The sequence below is a fragment of the Deinococcus sp. QL22 genome, from assembly GCF_023370075.1.
GTDB lineage: Bacteria > Deinococcota > Deinococci > Deinococcales > Deinococcaceae > Deinococcus.
Genome location: NZ_CP097157.1, coordinates 16,217 through 33,065, shown reverse-complemented (window position 1 = coordinate 33,065; position 16,849 = coordinate 16,217). Strand labels below are relative to the sequence as shown.

10 protein-coding genes are annotated in these 16,849 nt (G+C 54.1%); 3 read left to right on the top strand and 7 right to left on the bottom strand.

The window, feature by feature from the left end; translation table 11 throughout:
* Positions 1-117 precede the first annotated feature (117 nt).
* The 6 genes from M1R55_RS30275 to M1R55_RS30250 form a co-directional block, all read right to left on the bottom strand.
* The gene (locus M1R55_RS30275) at positions 118-3,813 is read right to left on the bottom strand and encodes a hypothetical protein (protein ID WP_249396792.1); all 3,696 of its coding nucleotides are present in this window, start codon (positions 3,811-3,813) and stop codon (positions 118-120) included.
* A 405-nt stretch (positions 3,814-4,218) separates the two neighbouring features.
* A complete protein-coding gene (locus tag M1R55_RS30270) occupies positions 4,219-8,064 on the bottom strand; it encodes a hypothetical protein (RefSeq protein WP_249396791.1) in 3,846 nt (1,281 codons plus the stop codon).
* 387 nt (positions 8,065-8,451) lie between these two features.
* Positions 8,452-8,871: a DUF6375 family protein gene (locus M1R55_RS30265; protein WP_249396790.1), complete on the bottom strand. Its 420-nt coding sequence runs from the start codon at positions 8,869-8,871 to the stop codon at positions 8,452-8,454.
* Entirely contained in the window at positions 8,868-9,776 is a 909-nt protein-coding gene (locus M1R55_RS30260) for a radical SAM protein (protein WP_249396789.1), read from the bottom strand. The genes M1R55_RS30265 and M1R55_RS30260 overlap by 4 nt, the downstream gene beginning before the upstream one ends.
* A 107-nt stretch (positions 9,777-9,883) precedes the next feature.
* Complete coding sequence (locus M1R55_RS30255) at positions 9,884-11,185, bottom strand: replication initiator protein A (RefSeq protein WP_249396788.1); 1,302 nt, start codon at positions 11,183-11,185, stop codon at positions 9,884-9,886.
* A 1,826-nt stretch (positions 11,186-13,011) separates the two neighbouring features.
* Complete coding sequence (locus tag M1R55_RS30250; protein WP_249396787.1) at positions 13,012-13,182, bottom strand: hypothetical protein; 171 nt, start codon at positions 13,180-13,182, stop codon at positions 13,012-13,014.
* Between M1R55_RS30250 and M1R55_RS32560 the strand changes: the two genes are divergently transcribed.
* From M1R55_RS32560 to M1R55_RS30240, 3 genes are all read left to right on the top strand, one after another.
* On the top strand, positions 13,136-13,624 hold the full coding sequence (locus M1R55_RS32560; RefSeq protein WP_371827348.1) for a hypothetical protein: 489 nt from the start codon (positions 13,136-13,138) through the stop codon (positions 13,622-13,624). The two genes, M1R55_RS30250 and M1R55_RS32560, sit on opposite strands and share 47 nt — an antisense overlap.
* 100 nt (positions 13,625-13,724) lie before the next feature.
* Positions 13,725-14,135: a hypothetical protein gene (locus tag M1R55_RS30245; RefSeq protein ID WP_249396786.1), complete on the top strand. Its 411-nt coding sequence runs from the start codon at positions 13,725-13,727 to the stop codon at positions 14,133-14,135.
* A 440-nt stretch (positions 14,136-14,575) separates the two neighbouring features.
* On the top strand, positions 14,576-14,893 hold the full coding sequence (locus tag M1R55_RS30240; RefSeq protein ID WP_249396785.1) for a helix-turn-helix domain-containing protein: 318 nt from the start codon (positions 14,576-14,578) through the stop codon (positions 14,891-14,893).
* Here the strand turns inward: M1R55_RS30240 and M1R55_RS30235 are convergent.
* Positions 14,831-16,762, bottom strand: coding sequence for a hypothetical protein (locus M1R55_RS30235; RefSeq protein WP_249396784.1), 1,932 nt, complete (start codon positions 16,760-16,762; stop codon positions 14,831-14,833). The genes M1R55_RS30240 and M1R55_RS30235 overlap by 63 nt on opposite strands.
* Positions 16,763-16,849 lie beyond the last annotated feature (87 nt).

Genomic DNA, 16,849 nt, shown 5'->3' with positions numbered 1-16,849 from the left:
GTCACGGCAGGTTGAGAGCTGGGGTGGTTTGAAGTTCAGACTGGCTGGGCAGCGACCATCAACCACGGCTGGAAGGTTTGCTTCTGAAGGTTTTTCCTGGTTTGACGGGAATTGAGCTCAAATCTCCTGGAGATAGGACACCAATTGATGCTCAGGAACGATAGGGAGAGGACTTGCCCGCAGATGGCCAACCATCAGTTCTGTATCTACAACAAGGAGTGGAACGAGTCGCCAGCGATCAATCTCGTCGGCGTTCACCGCTTGGAGTACAAATTCCCAGTTCTCTCTAAACCATTCAGCGCGGTGCTGGTGACGGAGGACAAGGGACTTTTTGCGTTCTGTTCCTACTAATACGTTCTGAACTTCCATGTGAAGCTCGGTCGGCGTTTTAGCGCTGCTCAAGTCTTTGCACTCCAAGAGGAGGATGCGGTGGTTAGAGCGATCAATCACGAGGACATCGATGTCGCCCAGATCGTTCCCTGTCGCGGAAGCCAGCTTCCGTCCACCTATTTTGCCGACCTTGGGCTTGACCTCATCATAGCCAGCGCGTTTGAGTAAGTCTGCAATCTGCTGGTTGAATCGTTCCCCACGCCGGTTGGTCTGGATGCCGTATTGACGTTTGAGTTCAGGGCTGGCTGCACGGAAACGCCCGCCAAGCAAGAGGGTCACCAGGTGTCGAGCGGCCTGATGGACACTCCGTGGACCATAGGTGATGCGTGTGCCGTGCCGCAAATACGGTTTTTGCAGAAAGGACAAGCGGCGGTTGAACAGCCAGGGGTAAGTATCAATAGGGTCGTATGGCGCAGGCGGCTTCAAAAAATGGTCACGTTCGTTCAGGGAAAGGTGTTCTAAGACGGCCCGGACACGGTCAGTGGGCCATCCAAGAGTAGTCGCCATATGGGCCAGAAATTCACCAAGTTCAGAGGAGTACACCTGCCCTGCAGCCAAGAGGTAAGCAGCTTCCCTGAAATCCATCAATTCCGGGAGCGTAAATCCAAGTTCGATCTGAACGGCAGCATTGAAGTCAGCGTAAGTTCCAGGTTCAGGAGCAGCGGGGGCGACCTCCCACAACTGTCCTAGGGCTCCTGTGGCACGGGCCAATTCACCCTGATCAAAGGTGGAGCGGTAGCCTTGCATGACTGCTGCCAATTCATCCGTGTTTACTCCAATCCGGCCGGATCCCAGGATGCTGACAGGAAGGTTGACAAGGCCGTATTGAATGTAGTCGCTCTGGTGCGCCATACCGATCAATTCGCTGCCCAACGCCATCAATTCGTCGTAGGCCGAGAGGCTAAAAGGCCGGAGTCCTGCTGGAGGACAGGCTGCCACATATTCAATCAGGAACCGTGAGCACAGACTTGCGGTGGCATATGCACGCATCTGCTCAGACATTTCCTCAGTGACCTGCTGGTTGCTGGCATAGCAGGCACTCTGGGTCGGCAGCGTGACGTTGTAAAAAGTGGCATCTTTGACCAGGGATTCATGGTGTGCGATCAGCTGATGCCTGAGCTCATCACCTCGTAGGGTGGCTACTAAGGCGGCCAACCTGTTGTAAATGTCGCCGACCAGACTGTTCAGGAGCTTGGTGCGGTTCTTATCCAGCACCTCGCCGGGCTGGCGGCCTGCCAGTGGCCCCTGTGCCAGGCGCTCAAGGACAATGTCCTGATCTTCCTTTTGAACAGTTCTGGCCTTGGGCAAGTCCCCCTCGGCGAGTTCAGGGCGATTCTGGGTATTGAGAGCCAGAAAGGATTTTTTCAGACCAAGCGGGGCGATGGTTTCCATGGCCTGAGCAAGTTCATCTGTCGCAACGGTTCGCCCAACCACCAACGAGTGGAGCTTGGTCAGTAACTCCTCAATGAGCACCCTTTCTCCAGCATTGTCTGGAGTGGCCACCAGAAAATGAAAGGCGGGGTGGAGGATCACGTCGATATCCATGCCATTCCCACGGGCCTGAATGGTAAAGGGGGGGCTCTCAGAGCCATTAAGGGGTGCTGCTACAGAGGCCTGTTCCTGCCATCCTTTCAGGGGAGAGAGGCGCAGGGAGATGCGGATCATGGGGACGCGGGCCTGTGCGAGCCAGCGTTTGAGAAGAGGCGCGAACTGCCACATCCAGAATCCAAGCATTTGGGCCAGATAGAAAGACGTGTCTCCCAAGCCGTTTTCATGTACGGACTCAAGGGAGTCCGTGAGTACCCACACAGGCAGGCCTATGCTTTCGATGTAAATCCCGAAGCGTCCCTGAACTGGAGAGAATGGCGCATACATGAGGCAGTCCTCTCGCTGGTGAAAATTGCCCACCTCAACGAGTGAACGCAGGTCGGGAGCGGGCACCAAGTGACGTTGCCACCTCTGCTGAACCTCTTCCCTAAGGGAGCGGGCATAGCCAGGTTGCACGCTAATGCCGTGGTATTGATGATGATCTGACAGGTAAAAGGAATACCGGTGATCTCTGTAGAATGCGTAGATATCAAGCGTGTCCACAAGGGGGAGTCGAGCGGACTGCCGGACTTCGTGAAGCGCTTTCGCGAACTTGTACAGCCGCAGCCGTTTGCCGTTCTCTAGGTCAGCAATGAGGTTCAAATCATCGTTCCCAAGAAGCAGAGTGAAGGCTGTGGGGGCGAAGTCTGACACACTGATCAGGGCGCCGTCACTGAGGGTGTGGTGAACGATGAGTACCAAAATCTCGTTTGGTGCGGCCTTACCCATGTAGAGGTTTTCTATGGCACCCTGGCAAAAAGCGTCTAAGTCAAGGGGCTGTCCTGTGTCGCCCATGAAGGCTGTTGGATCGTAGTCGTGCAGGTCATCCGTAACCAGTACCGCCAGCAGGACTTTATCGGTATCGAAGGTGTACATGCCGCAGCGCACACGACGAAGTTCAGCACGTGAAAGGACTCCGTATGGATTGGCAGACAATGGTAGGGCCGACCGATACCCCAGCAACTGAAGGGAATCCTCGAGGGTGTTCCAAGCTTCTGCTGAGTACGCCTGCATCAATTTTTCAATATGTCCAGCCCGATGAAAGAGGGATATCACTTGATGGCACGCGGCTGGAAGTAGAGCGCTAGGTACAGAAACAATCAGGCGCTGATCAAGCTGAACAAGTGGTGTCATGAGAGACGGTTGGGGAATTGCCCTTTTAGTGCCCTGCGAGGACAGACGATAGCCGATCAGAGGTTCCAGTATCTGCGGTTTCAGACGCTGAGGTGCCAGTAGAGCGGTCAACTCTGTAGGTGTGAAGGAGACGGCAGACTGCAAGCGGCTGAGCATCGCTGGGGACGGGAGAAAAAAACCATCAATCTCAGGTTGCCGCGTCTGAGGGGTCAGCCTGGCACGGCTAGCTACTTCATCTCCCAACATCAAGGCGGAAAGAAATACCTCGAGAGCCAAATCGATTGTTGAACGGGCAGGATCGTTTGCCTTGACTGTGGCATGAAGGCGCGCCAGGATTCTGGCCATAAGGCGTGCTCTGGAAGAACTGCCATCAAATACGCCATTGATAAGAAAGTAATTCCCGCCATGAAAAGCCAGATTCTCGATAAAGGGATAGGCCTGAGGATCTTCCAGCATGGGAATTTCAGTCTCAGTGATCACAGCATTGACAAGATGTTCAAGTTGGGGACGTTTCAAAGTGGTGTTTCCACCAGGTGCGTTCAGCAGGGTCACCTGCACAAGCGCCTCAAGCCTAAGCACCACCGACGCATTTTCAGGAAGGAGTTGCAACCCAGCAAGCACCGGCAAAAGGCCCGCCACCCGAAAAGGCGCAACCGCCGCGCTTAAAGCTGCAACAGTGGATTTATTCAGATCCTCAATCATGCCCTACAGGATGCAGAATTTTATGATCCCAGTGAAACACATAGGCAGCGTATGCATTCTTGAGTTCCCGTAACAGAGTGAGCTGTGACGCTCCTTAGTATCCGACGATCTCCTGCAATGTCGTGTCGGACGGCATCAACAGTTTGATCAGTGGGCTGATATATATGAATTCTCGACTGATACGAGATTAGAGAGTCCCATACCTGTTGGTTTTCCATTAACACCTTGCAGAGCTCGTAGGGCTGCGAAGCAGAGAGGGGCGCTTGTGTTGCAGCGGAGGGACGATACCACCGCGGGGTGCGACCGCTTAATGGCAAGAAATCATTTTAGCTGCCTATGGCATCTTCTCTTTCACATTCCTGCCAGCGACTTGCCTAATATCCCAAAGCAACGTGTCAATTATCCTCAAGGCCCAGGGCTAGGAACTATGACTTCTCTGTACGCCTTATAATAAACTTTCTCTTTATCATTTGTACGCCAGTTACCTTGGAAGGCATCTGTGCTTCGCGAGCGCTCTCCGTAGATGAACCAGATAACGCTCAGGTTCTTCGCTCTTACCAACTCCATCACTGCGTCTGCCCGGGCGTAAGTAAAATTTTGCGAGTTGGTCCAAAAACTTCCCTGCTGCGATTCCAGGTACATCGCCTGAAGGCGACCGTTGACGTCCTCGAAGTCAAAGCTCTTTGGTCTCAACTGCCAGACATGGAAGGCGGTCAGCAGCCGTGCAGGTACGGTGGCGCGCCATGCCGGACTCGCTGTACTCCTGCCCTCCGGCCATCTTCCGCTCAGGACCGGGCTCAGAACTTCCACTCGGCAGCGCCTGATCACCTCCTTGTTCTGAAGGCGGATGACGGGACCAAAGGTGAGATCGCGTTGCTCCATCTCCTTCAGAATGGCCCGCTCCCATGCTCTTTTCTGGCCTTGTTTCGTCTTCCGCTTGGCGGCTGCACGCCCTCCACCATCGATTAGTTCTTTGGCTTCCGCCCAGTTGATTTCCTGACCATTACGCAAAAACCACTCCACCACCTCTTCCACAATCTGTTTCCCCTCATTCACATGGAAGTCGAGTTCAAGCTCAGCAGGAACTCCGGGGGGGAGATCGGTAGCGTAGATACCTTCCAAGCTCGGCGGCTTAGGAAACCAGTCCAGTTTGGCCAGTGGGTCGGCACCCAATCTCTGCAGTTCGTCGACCTGTGAAGGTTCGGCTAGCAGCATCCGGATAAAGGTTTTGATCATACGTCCGGCGTTCTGATTTTCCTCTCGAAGCTCACCATCCAACAACAGCCACGGCCCCACTTCTCCATCAATCTCGTCCCGCTCTAACCAAGGATCAAGGTTTGGGGCGGCCGAGTTCAGCAGCCAGGTCACGGTGTCGCCTTGATCCGGATCAAGCAGGGGCGGGCCCATGAACGTCACAGGGCGCGGCGGCCCTGGGAAACTGGGATCGAGGGTGGCGAATTCCTCTACAGTACCTTCCTCAAGCTGCCCAGCCTCGAACCTCTTACCCGCCAGCTCATAGAACGCGATCCAAGCGTACTTTTTCCCGTAGCGCTCAGTCTTGTTACGGTCTTCCTCGCGGCTGTAATTCCGCCGGGAAATCTCCCGATCTACATTGGAAAACGCCTGAAGGGTGTACCCGAGGCTGTAGATGCGCCACAACACCTGCGACCTAACCAACTGATAACCGCTGTGGTCATCATCATAGGGAGCCCTGCCAGGCACGAGACAGCCGAGGGTATAATTGTGCCAGTCGAACCCGAGCGGCGAGTCCCCCTCTCTGTAGCGCCCCTCGTCTAGATCCTCGCTGATCCCCCACTCAGACTTGAGATCCTGGGGTAATGGGAATTGCGTCCTGCACCACTCCTCTTCAACGAAGACGCCAGGATGCCGCTCCTGCAGAAGAGCCAAGATCCGACGGGCGTAATCCAGGGTCATGACGTGGGTGGTGGCAGCTGCGGCGCTTGGCGCGAAGAACCGGTTGTAGATAACCCGCCCCAGGGTAAGCAGGTGCTCCCGAACGACCGAGTGTTCGGCCGACACGTACCGAAATGGGAGCACAGCTGCTAGAGCTGCAGCTAAAATGCGCTCGATTACGTAAGGGTCGTTAACTTCGACCATTCGGCTGACGAGTCCCACAAAGGGGGCCGGACGTCTCTGACCGTACCAGTGTAAGGCGTGAGTCGCGAGGTCACGCAGTTTCTGTACCGTGGAAGTCAACAACCAACACATCCATTGCGCCTTCAGATCCTCCACCTCGTCGAGCGGCTCATCCTCCCGCCATCGCTGCTCAGTGACGGCAATCCACTCCAACGTCTCTTCTTGCTCCCCCCGAATCCACTCCGACCAGCTCAGGTCACGTTCAGGCAGACACAGGGCATTGAGTACCCTGTGCGTGAAGTGGGAGTTCAGCGGGTGCTCGGTAAGGGTCCGATTCTCCCTTAAAAACTTTAGATGCCCGCGCAGCAGTCCAGGTTCGCTCTTCAGCAGATCAGCTAGGGCAAGAACCGTCTCCTGATCCAGGAGGCCTGCCTCCAGCCCCATAGTGCCAAGGAGCGCCTTCCTGCGAAGCGGCTCGTCCACCAGTTTCCACACTTGGGTTCCCCGAAAACGGCGTGGGAGCAGAGTGATTAGGGCCTTGAACACATCGCTTGCAAGGGGATGCGCTCGATCCTTGGAGAAGAAGAGATCGCCCGTCTCCGGCTGGCGGAACCAGGTCGCGAAAGTCTTCGCGCTCTGTCCCAACATCAACGTTTCTGCAATGATGTATCCCGTCATCAGGTCGTACAGGAAGGTAATCTGCGGTCCGTCATGCTCTCCATGCTCATGTCCTGCACCCGTGAGTAAGACGCCATTGTCCTCAAGAAGTCTCACCATACTGAAATGCCAGCTGGTATGAGGTGGGTCAAGGTGGATCCTTAGGGCCTCTTTCCCTGTGGACCGGCGACCTGAATCCCACAATATCCGCCCAATGGTGCGGAAGGCATTGTGAATGTCCTCGGCATGCAGCCGACGCGTTGAGGACGAGAGTTCGGCAACCCGATGGGCGACCTGATTGAAGTACCGCTCGAACAGGGCGCTGAGGGTACGCGGCATGCTCTCAGCCCTTACCATGTCCCTTCGTTCGGGGTTGGTTACCTCGCAGTACAATCTCAATGTGAGAGGCAGATTGATCAAATCACGGTGGAATGTTGCTTCCCCTGGCTCGATCCGGTAATGCCCAAAGTACAAACGCATAGCACTCTGGAGGTCGTTCTGGAACCCTTTTAGGGTTAGTTTCGGAAGCTGCTCTGGGAGTGCTTCCTTTTCGAACGCCGGACGAACTGTACAAACGACCAGTACACGCGGATAACTCCTGAGCGTCTCCATCAACGAGTCGAGTTCTGCCTGCCAGATACGGGGATCTTCTGCTTCATTCAGGCCGTCGATCACCAATGGGAGGCGACAGCCGGAGCGCAGGGCAGCAGCGTCGAGGGCCGCCACTAAGGCCTCCATGTTCGGACATCGCCTTCCTCCAATGATGACCCTAGAGGCGAGATCATCAAGTGAGTCACGAGCCGCGAGATTATTTCCATGCAGCAGGATGCCGGCCGGGTGTTTCCCCTGTGGGAGACTAAGGGCAATCGCTAGTTCCGTTTTCCCTATCCCCGCTTCCCCTACGATCCCAACCATCCTGACTTTCAGTTGCCGCTCCAGCGCTGCGAAGTGATCCAGGAGTTGATCTGCGTGTGCCAGAGCGTCCGTCACATCCAGACTCAGCGGTGAACGAGCGGCCCGGAGACGGCGAGGAAGAACGCGGGATACTTCACAGAACGGACTGACCTGTATGGCCAACAGGTCGTTCAGTGGATCCAGAGCACCTTCCATCAACAAGGTCATCACCTCTTCTGTAGACGCGGCAACTTGACTGGCCTCGGTGATGAATTGCTCTAACGGTACAGAATAAGTGGGAGGCGCACTTTGGCGATTGGCTTCCAAAAAAGCAATTTCCTTCGCTAGCTGAACGAGAACTTCATGAATTTCACTCCAACTCTCGGAGTTCGCCAGAGCGGCGCGCAATGCCCGTTCGGCGTTCATTATCTGATGAACTTCCGGCTGCCAGCGCTTCTGCACTGGGGCTAGGGCGCGGCCATGCAGCTCGTGAAGTATGCCCGGGGTCAAGATTAATTCGCCGAAGTACGTCTCGCGCAGGATGGCTGCTTGCCCGTTCAGGTACTCGTCGACCTCTGCTATCGTCCACGACAGCAACTTCATGTGAGTCGTGAGGCCGTCAAACCAAGTCCTGTCGCCAGCAGTGAGAGGATGTCTCGTCCATAGCACCCAATGCGTGATCCCGGAGAAGTGCTGTTCCGTTGTCTCGATGGCCTCAACGATCTTCCTTCTCCGAGTGGTTCCAAGCGGTCGCCCTGGCTGTAGGTCATACCACCGGCACTGCCAGCCATACCAGTCACCTGGCTTCCCGAGCGCACCCTCCTTCTCTATCCTGAGGTCAAACTCAACTCCAGGTTGATTGGCTAGTGCCCTGAAGCGTCCAAACCCTTCAAAGTGACGTCGGATGATAGCCCGACACAACATCTCGAAGTTCTGATCCGCTGCACCAGGCAGGCCCTCGAAGGTCGTCCAGTTTAAGCCGGGCATTCGTCAAGTCTCACTCGTGTCCCGGCCCAGACCTGTGCCATGGTGATGGTGCGCCGAATACACTTCTACTTTTGCGCCCTTGTCGACGAGAATCTTCATGAATGCTGAGACGTCAATTTCGTCGGTCGTCAACACGAGGCGGCGGCCCTTAACTTCAGTACTAACGTCGTATCTGAATTGCTCCATTTCACGTGCATTGAGGCTATAGAGATTCAACTCACGCAGGAGTGTACGTAAACCTTCTCCGAATTCCCGGTTATTCTCGCCTACTTCTAGAATTCCTTCGGCTACAGCAATATCGACCTGTTTGGTAATCCGCTGAATGAGCCGCTCCACTTCATCGGCCTCAGCCTCCGTGGCGAAAGTTCCAATCATTACCAGATTCATGGAGTGCTCTGAACCGTACCCCTGCCAGACTTTCATGAGTGTTCCTCTCGAGATTGCACCTGAAGTATGCGGAGTGCTGAGTGAAAAGTGCCTTCTCCTAGCATGACTCCATAACGACTGAAGGACGTCGGCAGCAGCTCGCCAGCAGCATTAATATGTGCGTAAGATTCAAGGGGTTGTTCTTTGGAAAGGGCACGACTTATAGGGAAGGACGCCGCCTTGGTCTCGCTCATAGTGAGGGGAACAGGCCCCCGATACGTCTCTATCCACATCTTCAGCAACAGCAGGGTGTCTACCTCAATACCAGCTCGGCCCATGGAAGATTCCTCTGGAAGAAGGAGCAATTCTCGTGCTCCAAGTGTTTCAGCCAGGGTTGCAACTGCAGACAAATCACCGACTATTCTAGCGTTGACTACCATGTTCAAGCCGAAAGGAGCTAGAGAGCGGGCTGTTTCGAGCCGTTTCAGAAGGTCTGAAAACGGCTTTCTCCTGATTGCCTCGTAGGTCTCCCCAACACCGTCCACACTGACGCGGATGAAGTGAACAGAGCCTTCTAACTGACGTGCCAGTCGTGCATCAAGGTGATGCCCATGCGTCGTGAAGGTAACGGCCAAATCAGTTTGGGTGGCCGTGAAGTTGACGATTTCTGCAAAGGAAGGGTGGAGAGTCGGTTCTCCGCCACCAAAGCCAACTCCGAAACACTCCAATTCGCTGAGTTCAAGTAACCAATTTTTTAAGCGCACGAGTTCCAATTGGTGGCGAGACTTCGGCGCGTAGCAGTAGGGGCAGGAGAGGTCGCACACATTGGTCAGAGCAATGGAAAGTTGTCTGGGCGCGACAGACCACCGTTCTTCTGGAACGATGCACTCATCAATGAGGATGTTCCATCCTGTTACGCGGTCAAAAAAATGAATCCCATCCCGACTGAAGCGTGCTTTCACTCGACTCCCATTGTATTGGAGGTTATACGCGAATGTATACTGACATGCCGGTAGAAAACGTCAACCGTTAAGTGTAAAGGAAATACGCACCTAGACGAGAAGGCGTATTAGAGTTCAACACTTAGAAGGATCCGCACGAGTGGCAACGCCTCTGCTGCAGGACGTTCCAGCGCAGCCCGCACCGTGGAAACCTGTTCTGCGGTCAACTCTTGCAGCGCGGCCAGCGCCGCCGCTGAGGGTGCCCGGCTCAGCCGCAGCCGCAGCAGCACCCCCAACGTCTCACGGGCGTCCTGAGGGCCAGGCAGATCCTCTTCCGCACTCGCAGTCCTCTTCCGCTTCGGAGCGGCTTTGCTGGGCTTGCTGGGAGCTTCCCCAACACCAAAGCCCCACTTGCTGGGATTGCGCACGGCGTCCACCACCGAGGCCGCCAGCGACCGGGGCTTCCATCCCGCCGCCAGCCGTTCGTCCACCTGCCGCAGGGCCGGAGCCACGCGGTCGGGATGATCCGCCGCCAGCGCTTCCGCCACCGGCCGGGTCACGCCCCGGTTCATCAAGGCCTCCACCACTTCCGGCTCCGGCGCGCACTGAAACACATACGACACCTGCCCACTGCGTCCCCGCCCACTGAAGACGGACGCCTTGAGGTAATCCTCGGCCAGGAGGCGCTCATGGGCCAACTCCAAGGTTCGTTTGGCATTGTCCGTGCGCTCGTGCTCCAGTCCGCAGGCCATCAACCAGTCCCGAACCGGGAGGGTCAGTTCAGTGGCCAGGCCGCCGTTGACCTGTACGCGGTGGGCCTGAAGCACCCGGTAGAGGCTGCGAGCCGTAGGTTGACCCAGCCGGGCCAGCAACTCAGCGTCCAGAATCTGAAACAGCCCGGCCCGGATCGACGCCGCAAAGGTGGCCGTGAAGGTGATTTCAATCGGCAGCCGCTCATTGAGTTCCCGGTGATGGAAGGGGCGGTGCTCCCCACTGGCCTGATCAAGCAGCCGCAAATCGGAAATTAGCCCCGTCACGGTGGTTTCCCCCTGATGGCGCCGCTTCTCGGATTGCCACTCGCTGCGCACCAGACTCCACTGCACACCGGAGAGCCGCAGCAGCGCTTCCCGCAGCCGAACATAAGACTGCCCATTGTCGGGCAAGGCACTCAGCGCCAGCAGTTCCGCAGGGAGCACCTCAATGCGGTTGGATTCTGGACACCCCGCCCGGAAAAACAGGCTTTGCAAGGCCAACAACACATCGGCGTCACTGCCATAAGGGCGGCCGTAAAAGGCACTCCCCACCACGCGGTACATCACGTCCCCAATCTCGTAGTCCACCTGCCAAGACGTGTCGCCAGAAGGGGTGGTCTTTTGCACGCTCACCACGCCCGCTCGGGTTAAGTCCAGCTCATTGATTCGAATCGTCATGGGCCTTGAATGATCATATCAGTAAAGACAAAACATATGATTGACAACAATCAAGGAGATGGTATGCAGGCGGTATGCACCGTGCTGGTTGGAGGAGCTTTTTTCCTATACCTCACAACCGTCGCCAGTTCACCTCACAACCGTCGCCAGTTCACCTCACAACCGTCGCCAGTTCACCTCACAACCGTCGCCAGTTCACCTCACAACCGTCAGTTCAGATTGGATCCCGCAGAGGGAGTCAGAGGCCGATTGTGGATAACTCCTGATAGATCTGAGGTGAACTCCCGATGGTTGTGAGGTGTATTCCCGATAGATCTGAGGTGAACTCCCGATGGTTGTGAGGTGAACTCCCGATAGATCTGAGGTGAACTCCTGATGGTTGTGAGGGATTGGCTGAGCGAGGAAAGCGGTATTGCTTGAGCAACCTCACTTCGGAGGCCACGATTCTGCGGGGTCAAACAACGCAGTCAGCAGGTGTTGCAATTTCTGGCGTTCAGGCGACGCTAGCGGTGAGAACAAGGCCTGTTCCAGCTCCGCTACCATTTGCTCCGCTTTTCAAGTCGTTCGTGCTTCAGCCGCATTGACACTCAGCTGGTAGCGGTGTCCGTGTTCCGAATGGGACTGGATCATCTTCAGGATCTCCTGCTCCATCCGTCGCCCTCGTCCTGGCGCGCGTGAAATGCCCTGATGCAAAGGACTGACGGGTCGTCAGGGAAAGACCACCCTGGGCACGTTCTGCCTCCTGAATGCTTCACTTCAGCAGAACGGTTTTGAAGAACAGGCCACAGGCGTCAACCCGACTGACCTGAAGCCGATTGGGGCCTTGGAAGGTCGTTCCCCGCCCGGACGCCCCAGACCAAGCAAGAGGGGCAAGAAGTGTTCCAGACGTTTCCACTGTTCATCCGTGATTTCCTCGTGTCACAGCACGAAAAGATAGCTTACGCTTTCAATCTTCGACCCTTGGCCTACAGACCCTAGTATGGGCACATGCGACTGAAACCCTCAAGTGCGGCGGGTGCACCAGTCTGGGTTTTCCCACCAATACGGCTGATTGTGGTGGCATTGGGCACCCTAGGGGTGCTCTGTGGTTGTTTCTGGAGTGCAGCAGGGCAGGGAGGGCCTTTCGACCCGAAGGACGAGTTGGCCACCAGGCGGGCAAATTCCAAGGGTCTGATCAAGCCTGGTGGCCAACTCTTGGGAGTAGACGGCGTGCAGGTGGTGGCTCCCCCTCACTGGCGTGTGGGAAACGTGCGGGGGGTGAACGTCACTATCTCGCGCCTATCCCCACCTGCTCTACCCGTCGCGCTGGAGCCGGGGATCCGGTTAGCCCTTCCGGTGTATGCGGTGCGAATGGATGAGAATGTCTTCACAGCGGATGGCGGGCGCTTTCTGGTACGGCTTCCTATAGGCAAAGCAAACCCTAAATGGCTTGCCCCCCTACGACTCACGGCCGTTATTGTGGACGCCACGCATCCAACCACCCCCCGCCCAGAATGGGTGACTGACACCGGCGCTCGGATTAACGGTGCCTACTTAGAGTTTGAGCTGACAGGCTTTGTGGGACGTGAAGATGTACTGCTTACCGCTGAACATTTGGGGGACTGAAGAGGAGAACATACCTAGCAGTTCGGCGTCTATAGGATCCTGCTCCTGCGAACTGCCTTGGCCCACTGTTCAGCATTGATCGTCATTGAGGCACGCATGGACATCTACCATGAATCCAGGCGCCTGCTGTCAAAGCGTGTTCTACGAGTTCACTGGCCTTGTCGAACCACTGAGCCTCGATGAAGCAAGGATATCTGGATGTTACCGCTCGCAAATAGGGGCTACCCAGCGCCACCCTGATTGCCCACGGGATCAAGCGGTTGGTCAAAACGCGTACTGGATGGCTTGACCGCGTTCTGTGGATTCAGTTTCAACAAATAGCTGAGCAAGCTGGGCGGCGTATTCATGCCACCGCCCAGCTTGCTCAGCACTGTTTCCATTGCACTAGTCATGCCTGACCACTCGTCTCTTAGAAAATACGGGACAAGGAACCCTCTGCAGCCAGAGTTTGGGCGCGTCTTCAAACCCTACGCTGTTGGCCAGTGGAGCGCGAAAAAGCGTCTGGATCAAAAAAAATTTAATCCAGATCTGCGAGGCATCCAACACATGCACAACCAATTGCAAATCATCGCGGCACGGCTTCAGCATCGGCTGGAGGCCCAGGGCTTGGCGGGCCGCACGGTCGTGCTCAAGGTGAAGTTCGCTAGCTTCGATTCCGTTTCACGGCAAATTTCATTGTCACCCCCAGTGTCTCTCGAAAGCGTATCTGTACCGAATCGCGACGCATCTCCTCACGCCGGAGCTGTTGCAAGGGCGAGCAGTGCGGTTGCTGGGCATCACGGTAGGCCACTTGCAAGATCCGGCAGGTCGCGACGTCTTACCCACTTTGTTTGACGTCATCTAGAAAAATGCGCCCTTCTGAGTGAGGTTTGCGTTGATATGGATTGTGGATGTCGTCTTGATCCTTTTTTGGAGCTGCGCCATGCTGGAGAGGATGACCGCCGTGTCCCCGCCCCCCGACTTCCAGCTGCGCAACCAGCAGGCCTTCGAGACCTGTGTGGCGACGACGTTGCAGGTGCTGGCAGCGGTGGAATTTGCTCCAGCTCTCCACCATACCCAGCCGACCCGCGAGACCCTATTGGCGTTTAGCACCGAACTTGACCGGCATGCGGCAGATGTGGCGGCGCTGGCGGGGGAACGACACCTTGACTTGCTGGCGCTGGGGCAAGGATGGTATGAGCGCTTGGCGGCGGAACGGGATGAACCGCTGCAAGCGGCCTATCACGCGTTGCACTCTGCGGCGTACCTGGGCCTGGCCGGTGGGTCAACGACCGCGCTGCTGCTCTCGGCGGTGGGCTATGCGCTGCGGGTGCTGGCGCAGCGGGAAGGGCGACTCTGCCACTGACGTTGCTGGGAGACTACGGTTTCAAGCACTGAGCGTGCTGGAGGGGAAGCGCTTCCCCAGAGCAGTTGTGATCCAGCCTTCGACCAACCCATGTCCAGAACGCTGAAACGGTAGTCAAAGCACGCAGTGAACGCTGATCTCCCAAATGCATCGTTTCCTGATTTGGGCTTAGATTCCCATTGATTAGATTGACTGTACGTCAGGCCACTAGATGTGCAGCCTAGGCACATGCCAACGACAAAGGATCCTCCAGATTCGCTCACTATCAGGTCAAACATGATGCTGAGTGTCCTCTGGGCAACACGTTCTCTATCGATCCCTCTTGTCGTGCCAACTCAACAATGGAAGGGGTGGGTTGGGCAGGATGCAGCAACTGCCGTAACCGAGGCGGCAACGATGCAGTTCCCAGTCTTGTGCCAAGCTCCCGGTACCAACGTCACGTGACGCGCCGCGCCCGCTCACTCCAGGCCCGGTTTGGATTGGAAACAGAAAACGTTACGGGCAACGCTGTGAAGCGGCGGCGGTTGGAGCTTTTTCCACAGATGACGGGCGAGATGTTCTGCAATCATCTCGCCCAAACCACTGGATTTTATATGAATATAGCAACCCTTTCAAAAATAGAACGTGGCAAACGCTGCGTCATGGACTACGAGCTTCATTTTTTGGCCCGTTGTTTAGGCGTAACGATGGATGAATTAATTGATTCGGAATTTAGAAATCAGACTGGCAGTCTCACGCAGGGCACGCCCAATTCGTGAATCAAACGTGTCTCTGACGTAATTTTTAATAATAGAATATTCTGTATCGCAGAGGAGGGCGGCTGCCATTCCAATTTTGCCTTGTTGGACATAGTGTGTCGCTACCACATGGCGCATTGCATGAGCCCTAAAGCTCGGAAGGCCAGGAATGGAAGAGCCGTAGATTGATCTGTGAGATATGAATTTTTTAGTCCAATGATCACAGAGGTTAGACATTTTTTGTACAGTCAATGAATTGCCATTTTTATCGCAGAAGATAAGATCAGTAGAATTAATTAGTGGGCGAAGTTCAGTGAAAAAAACTTCCATAAAATTAATGTGCTCTGTGAACTCTACATAATCACCTATGTAACATGCAATCTCCGTTTGATTTCTAAGATTATAATTGGAATTAGAATTTTTAAGTTCAGAGACTTTGACGTGTATACTTAAATTTCCAGTAGAGCTTCTGCGTATGCCGGTAGTTCCTGAAGGTGCCATAAACCGCATATTGATCCAGTTGCCAGCCCTAAGCGGAAAACACGACAACATGAATAGAAAAACGTGTCTTTGAGCATCTAGTACGAACTTTTTATCTCTCTGGCCCTGATCGTATCGAGATTTTATTTCGTGGAGAGAAAAATCAAGGGCAGAAAAGATGAATTTCAGCGGGGCTTCTTTATCGAGGAGAGCAGAAATATGCTCTTGAGAGTCTCGACTTGGCCTCTTTAAACGCGCAACGTGCTTGGAAAATTTCATCAGCAGCGCCTTAGATTTTGCACAAAATTCTACCCAACCACCTATTCTGTCGATTTCTTCTTGTATAGGAATCGGTAATCTGGATTTGTAACTCTCATTTCTAGCAACCCACCCATCTTCTGCATGAAGGAGTGCTATTGCGAAATTAACTTTGGTAAGAGAACCATCGTCAAAATTTCCCTTTACATCTTTCCAAAGGGTGATGGCAGCTATAACATGGTCTGCTAAAGCGAATAATCCCAGATGTAACTCGTGATTCCATTCAGGCTCACCTTTTTTTATTTTGTGAATATTTTTGAAATAGCTATAATAAGAGATGAGCTCAGTTTTATGATTTTCCGCACTACTTTTGTTCACATCCCAGTTTTTTATCTTGCCATACGATATGAACGAAAGTTTAAATTCTGTGAATTCTTGATACTCCCGTAGATTCTCGGGCGACATAACGTGAGTGGAGAAACCAATAGATTTCTTATAAGCATTAATTTTAAAATAATATCCGGTGTAATGCTTACGTTCGATGCAGTCTCTTAAGATATTTTCAAATACTAATTGTCGTTCTGAGTCTTTATATCTTGCTGCTTCTCTAGAGTAGAGAGTTTCGGCCTCCTCCCTGATGCGTCTTTTCTCTACTTGACTTATGTTGTCTGGGATTTTCCACCAGTGGTCAGGAATTATAGAATTTCCTGATTTGCTCGCTGCTCTAAGAGTTTTAAGTGAATTTATTGGTAAGTAAAGACTTGTTTCCAGCTCCAAATCATCATAATTTGACTCTGCAATAAACTTACTGAGAAGAGCTGGAGTGCGCAATTCTTCCGGCAAAGCTGAGTTCAGCTTGCCTTTGGCGATGCCTTGTGAGATCACCTCAATTAAAGAAATGTATGTTGGGGCAGTATTGAGGAACATGTGTACAAAGAGCTTATAAAAATAAACGACGATGCTGCGAGTGGAGCCTTGAGTTGAATTGAATAATTCACGTAATTTAATTGAACTCACTACGGAGTTCACAGGAACATTTCGCTCATGTAATAAATTCTTAAAAGTCGACCTATACGAAACAATAGAACCTGCTTCTGTATCACGTACAAAGTTTTTTGAACCCAGAAGATCTTCGTATGTTGTCTGCCTCATATTCGCCTCCAAGTCTCTAGATGGACGGACTAGCTCTCCTGCTACGTGCGTCTCACGTAGCAGGAGAGGGGTACCAATTTTTTAAGA

What these genes read in the sequence shown, in the direction of transcription:
- M1R55_RS30235 (WP_249396784.1), bottom strand. Translation starts at nt 16,762, where the DNA reads ATGAGGCAGACAACATACGAAGATCTTCTGGGTTCAAAAAACTTTGTA.
- M1R55_RS30265 (WP_249396790.1), bottom strand. Translation starts at nt 8,871, where the DNA reads ATGAAAGTCTGGCAGGGGTACGGTTCAGAGCACTCCATGAATCTGGTA.
- M1R55_RS30255 (WP_249396788.1), bottom strand. Translation starts at nt 11,185, where the DNA reads ATGACGATTCGAATCAATGAGCTGGACTTAACCCGAGCGGGCGTGGTG.
- M1R55_RS30250 (WP_249396787.1), bottom strand. Translation starts at nt 13,182, where the DNA reads ATGACTAGTGCAATGGAAACAGTGCTGAGCAAGCTGGGCGGTGGCATG.
- M1R55_RS32560 (WP_371827348.1), top strand. Translation starts at nt 13,136, where the DNA reads ATGCCACCGCCCAGCTTGCTCAGCACTGTTTCCATTGCACTAGTCATG.
- M1R55_RS30245 (WP_249396786.1), top strand. Translation starts at nt 13,725, where the DNA reads ATGACCGCCGTGTCCCCGCCCCCCGACTTCCAGCTGCGCAACCAGCAG.
- M1R55_RS30270 (WP_249396791.1), bottom strand. Translation starts at nt 8,064, where the DNA reads ATGAAGTTGCTGTCGTGGACGATAGCAGAGGTCGACGAGTACCTGAAC.
- M1R55_RS30275 (WP_249396792.1), bottom strand. Translation starts at nt 3,813, where the DNA reads ATGATTGAGGATCTGAATAAATCCACTGTTGCAGCTTTAAGCGCGGCG.